This is a genomic window from uncultured Leifsonia sp. (assembly GCF_945957465.1).
Classification (GTDB): domain Bacteria; phylum Actinomycetota; class Actinomycetes; order Actinomycetales; family Microbacteriaceae; genus Leifsonia.
The window spans coordinates 115,772-133,062 of sequence record NZ_CAMFLC010000001.1 but is presented as its reverse complement, the minus strand read 5'-3'; the positions used below and the strand labels follow the sequence as shown (position 1 = coordinate 133,062).

General features: G+C 68.5%; 21 protein-coding genes. 13 read left to right on the top strand and 8 right to left on the bottom strand.

Annotation, left to right across the window (positions count from 1 at the left end; genetic code table 11):
• Nucleotides 1-47: 47 nt before the first annotated feature.
• The 3 genes from Q0Q23_RS00585 to Q0Q23_RS00575 are packed head-to-tail and all read left to right on the top strand — an operon-like array spanning nt 48 to nt 2,222.
• Nucleotides 48-704, top strand: coding sequence for a hypothetical protein (locus Q0Q23_RS00585; protein ID WP_295117708.1), 657 nt, complete (start codon nt 48-50; stop codon nt 702-704).
• Between the two features lie 49 nt (nt 705-753).
• Complete coding sequence (locus Q0Q23_RS00580; RefSeq protein ID WP_295117706.1) at nt 754-1,677, top strand: heme o synthase; 924 nt, start codon at nt 754-756, stop codon at nt 1,675-1,677.
• 2 nt (nt 1,678-1,679) lie between these two features.
• The gene (locus tag Q0Q23_RS00575; RefSeq protein ID WP_295117704.1) at nt 1,680-2,222 is read left to right on the top strand and encodes a GNAT family N-acetyltransferase; all 543 of its coding nucleotides are present in this window, start codon (nt 1,680-1,682) and stop codon (nt 2,220-2,222) included.
• Here Q0Q23_RS00575 and Q0Q23_RS00570 read toward each other — a convergent pair.
• Entirely contained in the window at nt 2,196-3,137 is a 942-nt protein-coding gene (locus Q0Q23_RS00570; protein ID WP_295117701.1) for a heme A synthase, read from the bottom strand. The two genes, Q0Q23_RS00575 and Q0Q23_RS00570, sit on opposite strands and share 27 nt — an antisense overlap.
• A gap of 308 nt (nt 3,138-3,445) precedes the next feature.
• Between Q0Q23_RS00570 and sufB the strand changes: the two genes are divergently transcribed.
• From sufB to Q0Q23_RS00540, 6 genes are all read left to right on the top strand, one after another.
• Entirely contained in the window at nt 3,446-4,864 is a 1,419-nt protein-coding gene (gene sufB, locus Q0Q23_RS00565) for a Fe-S cluster assembly protein SufB (protein WP_295117697.1), read from the top strand.
• 85 nt (nt 4,865-4,949) lie between these two features.
• Entirely contained in the window at nt 4,950-6,080 is a 1,131-nt protein-coding gene (gene sufD / locus Q0Q23_RS00560) for a Fe-S cluster assembly protein SufD (RefSeq protein WP_295118074.1), read from the top strand.
• Nucleotides 6,080-6,409 carry a non-heme iron oxygenase ferredoxin subunit gene (locus Q0Q23_RS00555; RefSeq protein ID WP_295117694.1) on the top strand — a complete coding sequence of 110 codons (330 nt, stop codon included), beginning with the start codon at nt 6,080-6,082 and terminating at the stop codon, nt 6,407-6,409. Before sufD ends, Q0Q23_RS00555 begins: the two co-directional genes overlap by 1 nt.
• A 4-nt stretch (nt 6,410-6,413) precedes the next feature.
• Complete coding sequence (gene sufC, locus Q0Q23_RS00550) at nt 6,414-7,208, top strand: Fe-S cluster assembly ATPase SufC (protein WP_295117689.1); 795 nt, start codon at nt 6,414-6,416, stop codon at nt 7,206-7,208.
• A 23-nt stretch (nt 7,209-7,231) separates the two neighbouring features.
• The gene (locus Q0Q23_RS00545; RefSeq protein WP_055916008.1) at nt 7,232-7,561 is read left to right on the top strand and encodes a metal-sulfur cluster assembly factor; all 330 of its coding nucleotides are present in this window, start codon (nt 7,232-7,234) and stop codon (nt 7,559-7,561) included.
• Between the two features lie 106 nt (nt 7,562-7,667).
• On the top strand, nt 7,668-9,266 hold the full coding sequence (locus Q0Q23_RS00540) for an ABC-F family ATP-binding cassette domain-containing protein (RefSeq protein ID WP_295117685.1): 1,599 nt from the start codon (nt 7,668-7,670) through the stop codon (nt 9,264-9,266).
• A 44-nt stretch (nt 9,267-9,310) separates the two neighbouring features.
• On the opposite strand, the gene Q0Q23_RS00535 is transcribed toward Q0Q23_RS00540, so the two are convergent.
• From Q0Q23_RS00535 to Q0Q23_RS00525, 3 genes are read right to left on the bottom strand one after another with little or no spacing between them, the layout of a single operon-like run.
• Nucleotides 9,311-10,261 carry an SURF1 family protein gene (locus Q0Q23_RS00535; protein ID WP_363316226.1) on the bottom strand — a complete coding sequence of 317 codons (951 nt, stop codon included), beginning with the start codon at nt 10,259-10,261 and terminating at the stop codon, nt 9,311-9,313.
• The gene (locus tag Q0Q23_RS00530) at nt 10,258-10,491 is read right to left on the bottom strand and encodes a hypothetical protein (protein WP_295117682.1); all 234 of its coding nucleotides are present in this window, start codon (nt 10,489-10,491) and stop codon (nt 10,258-10,260) included. The genes Q0Q23_RS00535 and Q0Q23_RS00530 overlap by 4 nt, the downstream gene beginning before the upstream one ends.
• Nucleotides 10,488-10,793, bottom strand: a complete 306-nt coding sequence (locus Q0Q23_RS00525) for a DUF3099 domain-containing protein (protein ID WP_295117679.1) — start codon at nt 10,791-10,793, stop codon at nt 10,488-10,490. The genes Q0Q23_RS00530 and Q0Q23_RS00525 overlap by 4 nt, the downstream gene beginning before the upstream one ends.
• Before the next feature lie 76 nt (nt 10,794-10,869).
• On the opposite strand from Q0Q23_RS00525, the gene fabG reads away from it, so the two are divergent.
• Nucleotides 10,870-11,580, top strand: a complete 711-nt coding sequence (fabG, locus tag Q0Q23_RS00520) for a 3-oxoacyl-ACP reductase FabG (RefSeq protein WP_295117677.1) — start codon at nt 10,870-10,872, stop codon at nt 11,578-11,580.
• A gap of 63 nt (nt 11,581-11,643) precedes the next feature.
• Here fabG and serB read toward each other — a convergent pair whose 3' ends face one another.
• Together serB and Q0Q23_RS00510 are read right to left on the bottom strand one after the other, a co-directional pair.
• On the bottom strand, nt 11,644-12,327 hold the full coding sequence (gene serB / locus Q0Q23_RS00515) for a phosphoserine phosphatase SerB (RefSeq protein ID WP_295117674.1): 684 nt from the start codon (nt 12,325-12,327) through the stop codon (nt 11,644-11,646).
• Nucleotides 12,324-13,568, bottom strand: a complete 1,245-nt coding sequence (locus Q0Q23_RS00510; RefSeq protein WP_295117671.1) for a glucose-1-phosphate adenylyltransferase — start codon at nt 13,566-13,568, stop codon at nt 12,324-12,326. The genes serB and Q0Q23_RS00510 overlap by 4 nt, the downstream gene beginning before the upstream one ends.
• A gap of 47 nt (nt 13,569-13,615) precedes the next feature.
• Here Q0Q23_RS00510 and glgA point away from each other — a divergent pair, with 47 nt between their 5' ends.
• The 3 genes from glgA to Q0Q23_RS00495 all read left to right on the top strand — a co-directional run bounded on the left by glgA (nt 13,616) and on the right by Q0Q23_RS00495 (nt 16,011).
• Nucleotides 13,616-14,803 (top strand): glycogen synthase, encoded by a 1,188-nt coding sequence (gene glgA, locus Q0Q23_RS00505; RefSeq protein WP_295117667.1) that lies wholly within the window; start codon nt 13,616-13,618, stop codon nt 14,801-14,803.
• A 19-nt stretch (nt 14,804-14,822) separates the two neighbouring features.
• Entirely contained in the window at nt 14,823-15,623 is an 801-nt protein-coding gene (locus Q0Q23_RS00500) for an ABC transporter ATP-binding protein (RefSeq protein ID WP_295117664.1), read from the top strand.
• 136 nt (nt 15,624-15,759) lie between these two features.
• On the top strand, nt 15,760-16,011 hold the full coding sequence (locus Q0Q23_RS00495; protein ID WP_055916022.1) for a type B 50S ribosomal protein L31: 252 nt from the start codon (nt 15,760-15,762) through the stop codon (nt 16,009-16,011).
• 119 nt (nt 16,012-16,130) lie between these two features.
• Here Q0Q23_RS00495 and Q0Q23_RS00490 read toward each other — a convergent pair whose 3' ends face one another.
• Nucleotides 16,131-16,457 carry a DUF4190 domain-containing protein gene (locus Q0Q23_RS00490; protein WP_295117659.1) on the bottom strand — a complete coding sequence of 109 codons (327 nt, stop codon included), beginning with the start codon at nt 16,455-16,457 and terminating at the stop codon, nt 16,131-16,133.
• Between the two features lie 65 nt (nt 16,458-16,522).
• The gene (locus tag Q0Q23_RS00485) at nt 16,523-17,209 is read right to left on the bottom strand and encodes a 3'-5' exonuclease (RefSeq protein WP_295117656.1); all 687 of its coding nucleotides are present in this window, start codon (nt 17,207-17,209) and stop codon (nt 16,523-16,525) included.
• Between the last annotated feature and the right edge of the window lie 82 nt (nt 17,210-17,291).

The following is a 17,291-nucleotide window of genomic DNA, read 5'->3' as shown; positions in this document are numbered from 1 at the left end:
CTGTGGCGGCCGTCGCAGCCGTGACGATATCGGCTTTAGGAGGGTGTATGTCTTTTCCCGCTCTGAGTGACCCTGCCCCGCAAAGCCCGGGCACCCCGCAGAAGACGATCGATGAACTGCTGAACCAGTGGGCGGACCTCACCAACGCCGCCATCGCCGCCACCGGCGTTACCGACGGATGGTTCCTCGGCGGGCTTCAAGACAACAAACCCTGGGACCCGGCCGCGGAGGAAGTGAGCCTGCCGCCGTGTGGGACCGTTGGGTCGAAGACCGCTCACCAGGTCGACAACGTTGTTTCGCATGTCGCGTTCGAGTACGACCCACATCCGATCGCGGACAAGCTGACCGCGTACTGGGAGAGCGAAGGGTTCACGGTTCTACGGACGGTCGATTGGAAGTCGCCCACAGGTGAGATGGACATCTCGATCCGCGCCACGCGGTCCGACGGGGTGTACTACGGACTCGGCGTAACCAGCCGTGTCGTGGCCATTACTGTCGCGTCCGAGTGCTCCACCCACCCCTCCATCGACACCTGGGCTGAAAAGCGCGTCGAAGACAGATGGAAGTCTCTGCAGCCCACGCCGAGCGAGCCGTCGCCGTCCCCGGCTGCCGACGCCGTCACCGACGACCGCTTCTGGGGATTCTGGCCCGGCCCCGCCGCACCCCCTCCCACTGAACCTCTACGACCTGTAGACGTGTCGTAGACTTGCACGGGACCGTTCTGGCCCATCCGTCGACATCACCCGAGGAGCAATGGACGTCGCTGTAGAGACCCGTGTCGAGCCGGCGAGCCGTATCGGGGTCGCGCGCAAGGTCAAGGCGTACATCGCCCTCACCAAGCCCCGGGTCGTCGAACTGCTCCTGGTGACCACCGTCCCGACGATGATCCTGGCCGCGGGCGGCATCCCCAACCTCTGGCTGGTGTTGGCGACGGTCGTGGGCGGCTACATGTCCGCCGGCTCCGCCGGTGCGTTCAACTGCTACATCGATCGTGACATCGACCGGGTCATGCGGCGCACCAAGAACCGCCCGCTGGTGACCGGCGAGCTGAGCGACCGCGAGGCACTGGTGTTCGCGTGGGCCCTCGGCGCCGCGTCCGTTCTCGTGCTCGGCTTCTTCACCAATTGGCTGGCGGCGGCCTTGTCCGTGGGCGCCATCCTGCTGTACGTCGTCTTCTACACGCTGATCCTCAAGCGTCGCACCGCCCAGAACATCGTCTGGGGCGGCGTCGCCGGCTGCATGCCCGTGCTGATCGGCTGGGCGGCCGTCACCGGCTCGCTCGCCTGGCCGCCCGTCATCCTCTTCGGGATCATCTTCCTCTGGACTCCGCCGCACTACTGGCCGTTGTCGATGAAGTACCGCGAAGACTACAAGGAGGCCGGCGTGCCGATGCTCGCCGTGGTGCGTGGTCGCACAGTCGTCGGCCTGCAGGTCGTCCTCTACGCGTGGGCCATGGTGGCCTGTTCGCTGCTGCTCATCCCCGTGGGGCACATGGGGATGGTCTACTCGGTGGTCGCGCTGGGCGCGGGCGGCTGGTTCCTCTACGAATCGCACCGGCTCTACAACCTGGCGATCCGCCATGAGCGCGTCTCGCCGATGCGCGTTTTCCACGGCTCGATCGCCTACCTCACCCTGATCTTCCTGGCCGTCGCGATCGATCCGCTGCTACCGTTCTGAGCGTGCAGGCGCTGAGGACGGCGCGGCTGGTCCTCGACTCGCCGCGCGAAAGCGACATCCCGGCCGTCTTCCAAGCCTGCAGCGACCCCGACGTTCTGCGCTGGATACCGCTCCCCGAGCCGTACACGCGACAGAACGCGGAGTTCTTCGTGCGCTCCTACAGCCCGCACGGGCTGGCCAGCGGCCGCTTCACCGTGTGGGCGGTCCGGGAAGGCGAGACGCGCCCGCTCGTCGGCGTGGTCGAGGTCCGGCGCGACGAGGCACCCGGGTCCGCTTCGGTCGGCTGCTGGCTCACGCCCGCCGCTCGGCGCAGGGGAGTGATGACCGAGGCGCTCACCGCGGTCTGCGCGCACGCGCTCGACCCGGAGGGGCTCGGCTTCGAGCGGTTGCACTGGGAGTACCTCCCGGGCAACGAGGTGAGCCGACATCTCGCCGAATCGGTGGGGTTCGACTTCGCGGGAGTCGAGCCGCACACGGTCGACTTCCGCGACGAGCAGCGCGAAGCGCTGACGGGTGTGCTAAGCCGCGACCGACTCGGCGGCTGAGCCGGCGGCGACCTCGTCGTGCGGCGCAGAAGCCTTCAGCGACAGCACGACGGCGGTCATCGTGGCGGCCAGAGTCGCGGCCAGGGTCATGTGGATGCCGACGAGGACCCCGGGCAGCCCGGTGTTCGACTGGATCAGGCCGACGGCTATCTGAACGAGCTCGACCGCGAGCAGGAGCAGCGTGAACCGGTGCAGCGGCGTCGTCCGGATGCGCCAGGCGCCGACCACGAGCACGAGGGTGAGGGCGAAGGTCACGTAGGCCGGGATCGCGTGGACGTGCTCCAGGATCTCCGGGTTCAGGCCGTTGCGCGGCGCGTTGGCGTCGCCCGCGTGCGGGCCGGAGCCCGTTGTGAGGATGCCGAAGACGATGGTCAGCGCCACGAAGAAGCTCGTCAGGTGGGCGACACCCGCGTACCAGCCCGGCACAGCGCGGACGCGCGGCCCGGGCACCGCGTACACGCGGACGACGAAGGCGGTGCAGAGCGCGACCAGCGCGATCGAGACGATGAAGTGCAGGCCCACCACGTACGGGTTCAGGTGGCTCCATACGGAGATGCCGCCGACAACGGCCTGGGCCGGGATCATCAGCCCTGCCAGCAGTGTCAGCCAGAACAGGTCCGTGCGCTCCTTGCGCAGTCGCAGGATCGCGACGAACGCGATGATCGCCACGACGCCCAGACCGGCGCTGAGCACGCGGTTGCCGAACTCGATGAAGCCGTGGATGCCCATCTCGGGCGTGTTCACCAGCGAGTCGGCCGTGCACTTCGGCCAGGTCGGGCAGCCGAGCCCCGAGGAGGTCAGCCGGACGAGGCCCCCCGTGCCGACCAGCACGATCTGGCCCACCAGATACACCCAGGCGATGACTTTCAGCCGCCCATCCACACGGTCGGGCAGCCACGCGATGATGCGCTTCATAGTTCCTGGATTCCTCGGATTCGTTCGATACTCGGCCAACGTGCAGGCGCGCCTCTACTAATACCGCGCCGCACCTGTAGAATTGGTGGGTTCGAGAAACGCGCCACCGTGCGCGTGTCCGCAGGCGTTTCCTCGCCGGCGGCCGGGGCACTGCCGCCCGCGTCCTCGACCAGTCTAGGTACGCACTGTGACCATTCGCAGCAAAGCCACCCGCACAATCAGGACGCTCGAAGCGTAGGCAGACGCACGCCGAGAGCGGAATGAGCCGGAATGATATCCGGTTGAGGGTGGTAGGAAACGAGGTAGATATGTCAGACATCCTGATCGACCGGCCGGAACTCGCGAGCCTCGGGCAGTACGAGTTCGGCTGGGCGGACTCCGACGCAGCGGGTTCCTCCGCGCGTCGCGGGCTCTCTCCCGAGGTGGTGAAAGACATCTCCGCACTCAAGAACGAGCCAGAGTGGATGCTGCAGCGTCGGCTCAAAGCCCTCCAGCTCTTCGAGCGCAAGCCGATGCCGACCTGGGGCGCCGACCTCTCCGAGATCGACTTCGACAACATCAAGTACTTCGTCCGTTCCACCGAGAAGCAGGCCCAGAGCTGGGAGGACCTGCCGGAGGACATCCGCAACACCTACGAGAAGCTCGGCATCCCGGAGGCCGAGCGCCAGCGCCTGGTCGCCGGCGTCGCCGCCCAGTACGAGTCCGAGGTCGTTTACCACCAGATCCGTGAAGACCTCGAGCAGCAGGGCGTGATCTTCCTCGACACCGACACGGCGCTGCGCGAGCACCCCGAGTTCTTCGAGGAGTACTTCGGCACGGTCATCCCCGCCGGCGACAACAAGTTCGCGGCGCTGAACACCGCCGTGTGGTCCGGCGGCTCGTTCGTGTACGTGCCCAAGGGCGTCCACGTCGAGATCCCGCTGCAGGCCTACTTCCGGATCAACACCGAGAACATGGGCCAGTTCGAGCGCACGCTCATCATCGCCGACGAGGGCAGCTACGTGCACTACATCGAGGGCTGCACCGCTCCGATCTACAAGTCCGACTCGCTGCACTCCGCGGTGGTCGAGATCATCGTCAAGAAGAACGCCCGCGTGCGCTACACGACCATCCAGAACTGGTCGAACAACGTCTACAACCTCGTGACCAAGCGCGCCACGGCCGCCGAGGGCGCGACGATGGAGTGGATCGACGGCAACATCGGCTCCAAGGTGACGATGAAGTACCCGTCGATCTACCTCATGGGCGAGCACGCCAAGGGCGAGACGCTCTCCGTGGCCTTCGCGGGCCCGGGCCAGCACCAGGACGCCGGCGCCAAGATGATCCACATGGCGCCGTACACGCAGTCGTCGATCGTCTCGAAGTCGATCGCACGCGGCGGGGGCCGGGCAGGCTACCGCGGCGAGGTGCGGGTGGACGCGAATGCGCACCACGCCGCCAACACCGTGCGCTGCGACGCGCTGCTGGTCGACACCATCTCGCGCTCCGACACCTACCCGGCGATCGACATCCGCGTCGACGACGTGCAGCTCGGGCACGAGGCGACGGTGTCGCGCGTGAGCGAGGAGCAGCTGTTCTACCTGATGTCCCGGGGACTCCCGGAGGACGAGGCCATGGCGATGATCGTCCGCGGCTTCATCGAACCGATCGCCCGCGAGCTCCCGATGGAATACGCACTCGAACTCAACAAGCTCATCGAGATGGGCATGGAAGGCTCTGTCGGCTGATATGACGACCCCCAGTACCCCGACGCCCTCTGCCACCCTGCAGCAGAACCCGCAGAACGCCGAGGCCGCGCCGGCTCCCACGCACATGCGCGCGCCCGTGCCCGTCCAGACCCGCTCCGAGCGGTTCACCTCCACCGACGTCGCCGACTTCCCCGACGTCACCGGCCGCGAGGTGATGTGGAAGCACACGCCGGTCGCCCGGCTCGCCGAGCTGATCTCGGGCGAGCTCGACGGCGCCCCGTACGTCTTCGACCTGACCGCCGCCCCGGGCGTGACCGCCTCCTGGATCGGCCGTGACGACGCCCGCATCGGCGCCGCCGGCATCCCGGAGGACCGCGCGTCCGCCAACGCCTGGACGAACTTCGAGCAGGCGCTGCTCGTTTCCATCACGGGCGACGACGTCAAGGAGGCCACGCTGACCCGCGCGGCGCTCGGCAATGGCGCGCGCGCGGCGCACACGGTCGTGGAGGTCGCCGCTGGCGCCCACGCGACGCTCATCCTCCAGAACAGCGGTGCGGCTCACCTCACCGAGAACGTCGAGTTCCTGCTCGGCGCCGGCGCCGACCTCACGGTCGTGTCGGTGCAGGAGTGGGACGACGACGCCCTCCACGTCTCCGCCCACTTCGCCGAGCTGGCCGAAGGCGCCCGCCTCAAGCACGTCGCCGTCACGCTGGGTGGCGGCGTCGTCCGGCTGAACCCGTCGGCGCACCTGACCGGCGCCCGCGCCGACGCCGAGCTGCTCGGCGCCTACTTCGCCGATGCCACGCAGCACCTCGAGCAGCAGGTGTACGTGCACCACGACGGCCCCGAGACCCGCAGCCGCGTCACGTACAAGGGCGCGCTGCAGGGCGAGGGCGCGCGCACGGTGTGGATCGGCGACGTGCTCATCGGCCCGAAGGCCGTCGGCACCGACACCTACGAGCAGAACCGCAACCTCGTGCTGACCGACGGCGCCCGAGCCGACTCGGTGCCGAACCTCGAGATCGAGACCGGCGACATCGTCGGCGCCGGCCACGCGAGCGCGACCGGGCGCTTCGACGACGAGCAGCTCTTCTACCTGCAGTCGCGCGGCATCCCCGAGGAGGAGGCGCGCCGCCTCGTCGTGCGCGGCTTCCTGTTCGAGATCGTGCAGCAGATCGGCTCGCCCGCTCTGCAGGAGCGTCTGCAGGCGGCGATCGAGTCGGAGCTCGCCGTGTCGGTCACGGCGGCGAGCTGATGGCCGGCACCCGCGTCGCCACGGCGGTCGAACTGGTCGAGAACCAGGCGATCCGCGTGGTCGTCGACGGCATCCCGATCGCCGTCGTGAAGGACTCGGCCGGCGACATCCACGCCATCGGCGACACCTGCACGCACGGCGAGATCTCGCTGTCCGAAGGCTTCGTCGAGGGGGAGACGCTCGAATGCTGGGCGCACGGCTCCCAGTTCTCCCTCATCACCGGCAAGCCGCTCAACCTCCCGGCCTACGAGCCGGTCCCCGTCTTCCAGGTCGAGGTCATCGACGGAGACGTCTACATCGACCCCACCGTCACGAAAGAGATTCAGTAAGCACATGTCAGTCCTCGAGATCCGCGACCTGCACGTCACCGTCGAGACGGACCAGGGCACCAAGCCCATCCTGAACGGCGTCGACCTGACCATCCGCGAGGGTGAGATCCACGCCATCATGGGCCCCAACGGCTCGGGCAAGTCCACCCTCGCCTACACGATCGCCGGCCACCCGAAGTACACGGTCACCGGCGGCACGATCACACTCGACGGCGAGGACGTCCTGGCGATGACCGTCGACGAGCGCGCCCGGGCCGGCCTCTTCCTCGCCATGCAGTACCCGGTCGAGATCCCCGGCGTCACCAACACCAACTTCCTCCGCACCGCGAAGACCGCCATCGACGGCCAGGCTCCCGCGATCCGCACGTGGGTCAAGGACGTCCGCGAGACCATGGGCCGGCTGCGCATGGACTCCTCGTTCGCCGAGCGCAACGTCAACGAGGGCTTCTCGGGCGGCGAGAAGAAGCGCAACGAGATCCTGCAGCTCGAGCTGCTGAAGCCCAAGTTCGCGGTGCTCGACGAGACCGACTCCGGCCTCGACGTCGACGCGCTCAAGGTCGTGTCGGAGGGCGTGAACCGCGCCAAGGCCGACACCGGCCTGGGCATCCTCCTGATCACTCACTACACGCGCATCCTCCGCTACATCAAGCCCGACTTCGTGCACGTGTTCGTCGCGGGCAGGGTCGCGGAGGAGGGCGGCCCGGAGCTCGCAGACCGTCTGGAGGAGGAGGGCTACGACCGCTTCGTCGACGCTCCCGAGTCCGCGTCGGCCGCGGCGGCCGAGCTGGCCGAGGCGTAAGGCTCCGGAGGTAGAATTCCCACATGCCCGCCACGCTGAGCCCGGCGCTTTTCGACGAGGTCGAAGAGGCGCTGAAGAACGTCATGGACCCGGAGCTCGGGATCAATGTCGTCGACCTGGGCCTCATCTACGACCTGGCCTGGGATGAGGAGAACAACGCCCTCATCATCTCGATGACCCTCACAAGCGCCGGCTGCCCCCTCACGGACGTGCTCGAAGAGCAGACCGCCGAGAGCCTCGACGGCATCGTCGAAGCCTTCCGCATCAACTGGGTGTGGATGCCGCCGTGGGGTCCTGAGCGGATCACCGACGATGGCCGCGACATGATGCGCGCTCTCGGCTTCGCCATCTAGCCCGGCCGCCTCCATCCGTTCCGGAGTTGTGTACGTCGCGCCTCGGCGCGTCGCGTGCAGAACTCCGGAGCGGATCGCTGTCTACCGAATGTAAAGGAACACCGCTGTGCTCGCCGTGCACGATCTCGAACTCCGCGTGGGAGCGCGACTGCTGATGGAGGATGTCAGCTTCCGCGTCGCCGACGGCGACAAGATCGGGCTCGTCGGCCGGAACGGAGCCGGCAAGACCACCCTCACGAAAGTGCTCGCCGGCGACCTGCTGCCGACGGCCGGCAAGGTCGACCGCTCGGGCGAGCTGGGCTACCTGCCGCAGGACCCGCGTTCGGGCAACCTCGACGACTTGGCCCGTACGCGCATCCTGGATGCGCGCGGACTCGGCACGATCGTCCTCGGCATGCACAAGGCGACGCACGACATGGCGAGCGACGACGCCGACGTGTCCGCCGCGGCGATGAAGACCTACGGGCGTCTGGAGGAGCGCTTCCACCTCCTCGGCGGGTACGCCGCCGAGGCGGAGGCCGCCTCCATCGCGTCCAACCTGAACCTGCCCGACCGCATCCTCGACCAGCCGCTCAAGACCCTCTCCGGCGGCCAGCGTCGCCGGATCGAGCTGGCCCGCATCCTGTTCTCGGATGCCCGCACCATGATCCTCGACGAGCCGACGAACCACCTCGACGCCGATTCGATCGTCTGGCTGCGCGACTTCCTCAAGAGCTACTCCGGTGGCTTCATCGTCATCTCGCACGATGTGGAACTGGTGGGCGAGACGGTCAACCGGGTCTTCTATCTCGACGCCAACCGCCAGGTGATCGACATCTACAACATGGGCTGGAAGAACTACCAGCGCCAGCGCGCGGCCGACGAGGAACGTCGCAAGAAGGAACGCGCCAACGCCGAGAAGAAGGCGAGCGCCCTCCAGCTGCAGGCGGCCAAGTTCGGTGCCAAGGCGACCAAGGCTGCGGCCGCGCACCAGATGGTGGCGCGCGCCGAGAAGCTGCTCGCCGGCCTGGACGAGGTGCGCCAGGTCGATCGGGTCGCCAAGCTGCGCTTCCCGACGCCCGCCCCGTGCGGCAAGACGCCCCTGCAGGCTTCCGACCTGTCGAAGAGCTATGGCTCGCTCGAGATCTTCACGGCCGTCGATCTCGCGATCGACCGCGGCTCCAAGGTCGTCGTGCTCGGCCTCAACGGTGCGGGCAAGACCACCCTGCTGCGGATGCTCGCGGGCGTGGACCAGCCCGACACCGGCGAGGTCGAACCGGGCCACGGCCTCCGGATCGGCTACTACGCGCAGGAGCACGAGACGATCGATGTCGAGCGCTCCGTGCTGCAGAACATGGTGTCGTCGTCGCCGTCGCTCACCGAGACCGAGGCCCGCAAGGTGCTGGGATCGTTCCTGTTCACGGGCGATGACGCGCACAAGCCGGCCGGGGTGCTCTCCGGCGGCGAGAAGACGCGCCTGGCGCTGGCGATGATCGTGGTCTCCGGGGCGAACGTGCTGCTGCTCGACGAACCGACCAACAACCTCGACCCGGCAAGCCGCGACGAGATCCTGGACGCGCTCGCGCACTACGAGGGTGCGGTCGTCCTGGTGAGCCACGACGAGGGCGCGGTCGAGGCCCTGAACCCCGAGCGCGTCCTGATCCTCCCCGACGGCGTCGAGGACCACTGGAACAGGGACTACCTGGAGCTCATCTCGCTGGCCTGACCCGCGGGATGTGCGCCACATGATGCGTTAGCGGCGCTCAGACGCTACAGCTGCCGCACATCTCGCGCGGACCCCGCGTCGAGGAGCTCGTCCTCCACATCGGCATCGCTGCGCTTCGCTGCACGGCGCCGGGCGCGTTCAGCGGCGCGGGCCTGCTCGGCCGGGTCGTGCTCGTTGCGCTTGCGGTACTCGGTGCGCAGGGCGTATCCGAGACCGAAGAAGCCGATGAGGGCGAAGATGATCCACTGGATCATGTACGACCAGTGCAACCCCTCGTCCTGTGTCGGCGGATCGGTCACCGTCGGCGTCGGTGCGCTGGCCGGGCTCGGCTTCTGCGACTCGAGGAGTCCGTAGGCGCCGGTGTAGACATCCGCGCCGCCCACCTTCTGCTTGACGACCGAGAGCTGGATCGTGCCCACCTGCCTGCCGACACCGGTGCGGCCCTGGATGGCCGGCTCGCTGGCCTTCAGGCGCGCGACGACGGTGACCGTGCCCGAGGGGGCAGGGGGCACCTGGTCGGGCGCATCGGTGTTGCTGCCGGTCGGCACCCAGCCGCGGTCGACGATGAACAGCGCGCCGTCCGCGGTGCGCAGGGGGGTGAGCACCTCGAAGCCTGGGCTGCCATTGAAGGGCCGGTTGCGTGCCAGGAGCTCTTCGTCCTTCTCATACGTGCCGGTGACGGTGACACGCGTCCATTCCTGGTCGGGGGAGTAGGCCGTCAGGGACGGCAGCTCCTCGGCGAGCGGCACGGGGTGCGAGTAGAAGTTCTGCGAGATGAGCGCGTTGGCGGCCGCGGCCTCTTTGCTGCGGGCGAGCTGCCAGTTGGAGAGGAATCCGCACGCGATCGCGAAGACGATCGCGAAGGCGAGGTAGCCCAGCCAGCGCCGTGAGAACGCGAAGCCCCAGCCGGCCGCGGGCCGCGCGGCGTCCTCGGTGGAGTCCGCGGGCTCGCGCCGATCGGCGTCCTGCCGCTCGGGGCGCTCGGTGGCGGTCACGCGCTCGTCCTCTCGCCGGCATCCTGTGCGACCGGGACGACGTCGACCGGGAACTCGCGCGCGGCCAGGAACTCGCGCAGGAAGTCGACGTGCTCGTCGCAGGCGAGCCACACCTTCACCCGGTCGGCCGTGTGGATGCGCGGATTGCGCCACTCGATCCGCCACGACGCGGTGTGGCGGCAGCCGGCACGCGAGCAGGTGAGCGGGTCGGGTTCGCCCAGTCCGATCACTCGTCCTCCTGTCGGTCGCCGTGCCCTCCAGGCGAGGGCGGCGTCATCGGAAGGATATTGCCCGGACGCTGTGCTTCTGCTTCATGCGGCTCGGCTCCGACGTTGGCGATGACCACGGCGAAGTACGGCAGGAAGACCGCCCCGACCAAGGGGATCGCCCCCCAGGGCCAGCCGACGATGAGCGCGACGATCAGACACAGGATGCGTACTCCCATGGCGACGGAGTATTTGATCATCCGGCGCTTGCGCTCCTCGTCCGGGGAGAGCGGGAGATTCGTGATGGACGGGCGTGTCTGCTTCATGTGCGTTGTCTCAAGAGTACGTCCATAAACTGGTACCCGGCCCGCACGGGGCCGAATCGTCGAAAGGACCGCCTCCATGACCACGCCACGCACCGTTCTCGTCACCGGAGGCAACCGCGGCATCGGCTACGCGATCGCCGAGGAGTTCCTGGCGCAGGGGCACCGCGTGGCCGTGACCGCCCGGTCCGGTGAAGGTCCTGAGGGGTCCCTCACCGTGCGCGCCGACGTCACCGACGGGGCATCCGTCGACGCCGCGTTCACCCGGGTGGAGGCCGAGCTCGGCCCGGTCGAAGTGGTCGTGGCCAACGCCGGCATCACCAAGGACACCCTGCTCATGCGCATGAGCGACGAGGAGTTCGACTCGGTGGTCGAGACGAACCTGGGCGGGGCGTTCCGGGTCGTGAAGCGCGCTTCGAAGGGCATGTTGAAGGCCCGCTGGGGTCGCATCGTGCTGATCTCGAGCGTCGTCGGCCTGTACGGCTCGGCCGGGCAGGTGAACTACGCGGCCAGCAAGTCCGGCCTGGTCGGCATGGCGCGCTCGATCACGCGGGAGCTCGGCGGCCGCGGCATCACGGCCAACGTGGTCGCGCCCGGCTTCATCGAGACCGACATGACGGCCGCGCTGCCCGAGGCGCAGCAGGCCGAGTACAAGAAGAACATCCCCGCGGGGCGCTTCGCGTCGCCGAACGAGGTCGCGCGTGTCGTGACCTGGGTGGCGGGCGACGACGCGGGCTACGTCTCCGGCGCGGTCATCCCCGTCGACGGCGGCCTCGGCATGGGCCACTGACCCTGCGAGTGCGAGGGGCGTGACTCTCGAGCGGTGCGCCGGTGCGGTCACCGCGTGTCGGGCTCAGCCACGGAGGCCGAGCAGGGGCAGTACCTGCGCCAGGTCTTGCCGGTCGATCACGAGGTCGGCCTCGGCACGCACACGCGGCTTCGCGTTGAAGGCCACCGCCAGTCCCGCCTCGGCCATCATCCTCAGGTCGTTCGCACCGTCGCCGATGGCCACGGTCTGACGCAGCTGCACGCCGCATTCGGCGGCCCAGAAGAGCAGCGCCTGCGCCTTCGCCGCGGCGTCGACGACGGGGCCGTCCACCTCGCCGGTCAGCACCCCGTCGCTCACCGCGAGGCGATTGGCACGCCAGTGGTCGAGCCCGAGCCGGTCGCCCAGCGGGTCGAGCAGTTCGTGGAAGCCTCCGGAGACCACGCCGACCTCGCCCCCCGCGGCCTGTACGCCGGCGATCAGCTCCGGGACGCCGTCGGTGACGCGGATGCGCTCACCGACGCGCTCGAACACCTCCACCGGCAGACCGGCCAGCGTGCTCACCCGTTCGCGGAGGCTCTCTTCGAAGTCGAGCTCGCCGCGCATCGCGCGCTCGGTGATGTCGGCGACCTCGGTGCGCGTGCCGGCCTCCTCGGCGAGCAGCTCGATGACCTCGTCATGGATGAGAGTGGAGTCCGCGTCGAGGACGACGAGGAACCGGGCGGCCCGCTCGGAGGGACGGGAGCCGTCGTGGGGATAGCCGGTGCTCATGGGACGACGTTCACGCCCTTGCCGACGACCGTGATGCCCGACTCGGTGACGGTGAATCCGCGGGCGCGGTCGCGGTCGGGGTCGACCCCGATGCGCGCGCCCTCGGCCACGACGACGTCCTTGTCGAGGATCGCCCGCCCGACGAAGGCGTTCGGTTCGATGACGGCGCGTTCGAACACCACCGAGTCCACCACCTTGGCACCCGAGTCCACCGTGGCCCAGGGGCCGAGCACGCTGCGCTCCAGGTGCGCGCCCGAGATCACCGAACCCAGCGACACGATCGAGTCGATCGTCGTGCCCAGGGCTCCGCGGCCGTCGCGCACGATCTTGGCCGGCGGCGAATTGAGCACCTGGCTGAAGATCGGCCACTCGCGGTTGTAGAGGTTGAACACGGGCAGTGCCGAGATGAGGTCCTGGTGCGCCTCGAAGAACGAGTCGATCGTCCCCACGTCGCGCCAGTAGTAGCGATCGCGGTCGGTGGATCCCGGCACGTCGTTGTTGTTGAAGTCGTAGACGCCGGCCTCGCCCCGGGACACGAAGTCCGGGATGATGTCGCCGCCCATGTCGTGGTTGGAGTCCGGGCGGTCGCCGTCGCGGATCACGGCGTCGATGAGGGCGTCGGCGTCGAAGACGTAGTTGCCCATCGAGGCGAGCACTTCGCCGGGGGAGTCCGGCAGCCCGATGGGATCCTTCGGCTTCTCGCGGAACGCCGCGATGCGGGAGGTGTCCTGGCCGTCGACTTCGATGACGCCGAACTGGTCGGCGAGCGAGATCGGCTGGCGGATCGCCGCGACGGTCGCAGCCGCCCCCGAGTCGATGTGCGCCTGCAGCATCTGGCCGAAGTCCATGCGGTAGACGTGGTCGGCGCCGACGACCACCACGATGTCGGGTCGCTCGTCGCGCAACAGGTTGAGGCTCTGGAGGATGGCGTCGGCCGAGCCGCTGAACCAGCGCTTGCCCAGACGCTGTTGCGCGGGCACGGACGCGATGTAGGAGTTCAGCATCCCGTCGAGGCGCCAGGTCTGCGAGACGTGGCGGTCGAGGCTGTGCGACTTGTACTGGGTGAGGACGACGATCTGGCGCAGCTGGGAGTTGATCAGGTTCGACAGGGCGAAGTCGATCAGGCGGTACTGGCCGCCGAACGGCACGGCAGGCTTGGCGCGGTCGGCGGTCAACGGCATCAGCCGCTTGCCCTCTCCACCTGCGAGGACGATGCCGAAGATCTTCTTGCCTGCTGCCATAGCCACCACAGTAGAGGCAACCGGGGGGCTGTACTAGCGTTCTCGACATGCGCGTTGATCTTCTGACCAAGGAGTACCCGCCGGACATCTACGGCGGTGCCGGGGTCCACGTGACCGAGTTGGTCCGTGCTCTCCGAACGGACACGGAGGTGCGCGTACGCTGCTTCGGCGAGCCGCGCGACGAGGCCGGCACGTTCGCCTACCGGGTGCCGGCGGAGCTCGCGGGCGCCAACGGCTCGATCAGCACGCTCGGCGTGGATCTGCAGATGGCGCAGGACTGCGGCGGCGCCGACGTCGTGCACTCGCACACCTGGTACGCCAATGCGGGCGGCCATCTGGCGAAGCTCCTGCACGGCGTGCCGCACGTGGTCACCGCGCACAGCCTCGAGCCGCTGCGCCCCTGGAAGGCCGAGCAGCTCGGCGGCGGATACCGGGTGTCCAGCTGGATCGAGAAGACCGCCTTCGAATCCGCCGACACGGTGATCGCCGTTTCCGGCGGGATGCGGCGCGACATCCTCGCCTCCTATCCGTCGCTCGACCCCGAGAAGGTCACGGTCGTCTACAACGGCATCGACCTGGAGCGCTGGACCCCGCTGCACGACGGTGACAGGGCGCGCGCCCTCGGCATCGATCCTGACCGGCCGTCCGTGATCTTCGTGGGCCGGATCACGCGCCAGAAGGGCCTCCCGTATCTGCTGCGGGCCGCCCGGCTGCTGCCGCCGGAGGTGCAGCTGATCCTGTGCGCGGGAGCGCCCGACACGCCGGAGATCCTCGCTGAGGTGACCGGGCTCGTGGACGGCCTCAAGGCCGAGCGCGACGGCGTGGTGTGGATCGACCGGTTGCTTCCGAACGACGAGCTGCGGGCGGCACTGACGGCCTCCACCGTCTTCGTGTGCCCGTCGATCTACGAGCCGCTGGGGATCGTGAACCTGGAGGCCATGGCCTGCGCGTTGCCCGTGGTCGGGACCGCGACGGGCGGCATCCCCGAGGTCATCGTCGAGGGGGTCACCGGACGGCTGGTCCCGATCGAGCAGCTGCAGGACGGTACGGGAACACCCACCGATCCAGACGCGTTCGTCCGCGACCTCGCGGCGGCCTTGACCGAGGTCGTGAGCGATCCCGAGCGCGCAGCGCGGATGGGAGCGGCAGGCCGGCTGCGCGCCGAGACGGAGTTCAGCTGGACGGCCATCGCCGAGCAGACCCGCGCGATCTACCGGTCAGTGACGTCCTCGTGACGCCGGTAGGCTAGACCGCATGGCTGGCAGTGTTCTCCGACTTCACGACGTGTCCGTTGTCCGGGACGGCAACCCCGTCCTCCAAGGCGTCGACTGGACGGTGGAGCCGGACGAGCGCTGGGTGATCCTCGGTCCCAACGGCGCGGGCAAGACGACGATGCTGCAGATCGCCGCCGCCGCCCTCCACCCGTCGTCGGGTGAGGCCGTCGTGCTGGGCGAGACCGTCGGCCACAGCGACCTGTCCGAGCTTCGCCCTCTGCTGGGCTTCGCCTCCACCGCGCTGGCCCGGCGCATCCCGCGTACCGAGCGCGTGCTCGACGTCGTGATGACCGCTGCCTACGCCGTCACCGGCCGCTGGAACGAGCTCTACGAGGAGATCGACGAGCGTCGCGCCCGCCGGGTGCTCGCCGAGTGGCACCTCGAGCACCTCGCGGAGCGCAGCTTCGGCAGCCTGAGCGACGGGGAGCAGAAGCGCGTCCAGATCGCCCGCTCGGTGATGACGGACCCGGAGATCCTCCTCCTCGACGAGCCGGCCGCGAGCCTCGACCTCGGCGGCCGTGAAGAACTGGTGCAGCTCCTCGGCGGCTATGCGAGCGACCCGAAGTCGCCGGCCATCGTCATGGTCACCCATCACGTCGAAGAGATCCCGGTCGGGTTCAACCGTGCGCTGCTGCTGAAAGACGGCACGATCGCCGCGCAGGGCGCGATCGAGGACGTCCTGACCAGCGAATCGCTCAGCGAGACGTTCGGCATCGCTGTCGAGCTCACCGAGGCCGAAGGTCGCTTCACTGCCCGGGCGCGTCAGGCGACGGCCGACTGACACATCTGCTAAACTCGATAGCTGGTTCACCCTCATCGAGTCCGTTCCGCGGCAGGTGCGAACCGAAAAGCTTCCCGTCATCGCGCTTTCGCGTGCCGACACGACCGACCGAACACTACGCAACAAGGAAGTCCTCATGAAGACTGGCATCCACCCCGACTACGCCCCCGTGGTTTTCCGCGACCTGGCATCGGGTGCGACGTTCCTGACCCGCTCCACCGTGACCAGCGAGAAGACGATCGAGTGGGAGGACGGCAACACCTACCCCGTGATCGACGTCGAGATCTCGTCCGAGTCGCACCCGTTCTACACGGGCAAGCAGCGCATCCTCGACTCGGCCGGTCGCGTCGAGAAGTTCAACACGCGCTACAAGAACTTCGGCAAGTAAGCCGCACCGCGAAAGACCCCGCCCATCATGGGCGGGGTCTTTCGCGTTAGAGCGCGTGATTCGTCACGAATGTCGACTTTCGTGGCACGAAAGTCGACATTCGTGACGAAAGTCGCTGCTCAGTAGGTCGTGTTCCCCTGCGACGCGGCGATGCCGAGCGCGATCAGCACGAAGATGAAGATGAGGACCCCGATGGCGACCTCGACGAAGCCGATGATGACGGCCGCCAGGGCGAGACCCCGGCCCTGCTCGCCGGTCCGCTTGATCTGGGAGAGGGCGACGAAGCCCAGGATGATGCCGACGATGCTCACGAAGAACGCCAGGATGAATGCCACGATGGACATCGTGTTGTAACCGGCCGGCTGCGGCTGCTGATACGCGCCGTACTGCGGCTGCTGCGGCTGCTGCGGCGGAAGAGGCTGCGGGTTCAGATTGGGATCGCTCATGGCACCGAGATTAGCGGCGCAGCTGACGCGCAGCTAGGCCCCAGGTCGGGGAGCGTGCAGCAGCCTCACCGGATCGGCCACAGCCCCGAGGCCGTGAACTCCGGGTCGCGGGCGCGGCGCATGTACTCCTGGAAGTCGGCGGCCTGCTCCCGGCACCAGTCGATCTGCTTGGTGTGCAGTTCCGCGGCCGCGATGGCGAGCACCTCGCCGTGCGCACGGACCATGGCCTGAGCCAGCCGGCCGGCGGCGATCGCGTCGGCGCCGGCGTCGTGCGCGGCGATGAGCTCCACCCCGTAATGGGTCGCGGTCACGGTCAGGGTGCGCTTGCCCGGCCGGTACCGGTCGACCGCCCGGTCGATGACGAGCGGGTCGATGATGGGGCCGGGGGAGTCGAGCGGCTCGATCCCGTGGCGGCGCGCCTCGCGGTCGAGCAGCGTGAAGTCGTACGGCGCGTTGTAGGCGACGACCGGGATCCCGCGGTCGAACAGCCGTCGGAGCTGATCGACGATCGCTTCGACGCCGGCGCCGGCGTCCATCCCCTTCTCGCGGGCGAGCTCGGTGGTGATGCCGTGCACGGCTGTCGCCTCCGCGGGGATCTCCACCACCGGGTCGAGGAGCCAGTAACGACCGTGCTTCACCTCGCCGTCCTCGCCGAGCAGGCCGACATGGGCCGTCACGATCCGCGCCGATTCGACATCCACGCCCGTGGTCTCCAGGTCGAAGACGCCGAGTTCGTGATGCCAGTCGCTCATGCAGCCAGCGTAGGAACGACCTCCGTCACCGCGGCGGATTACGCCCGGCGCGGCGCGAACGCGCACCGAGGGGCACGTAGAC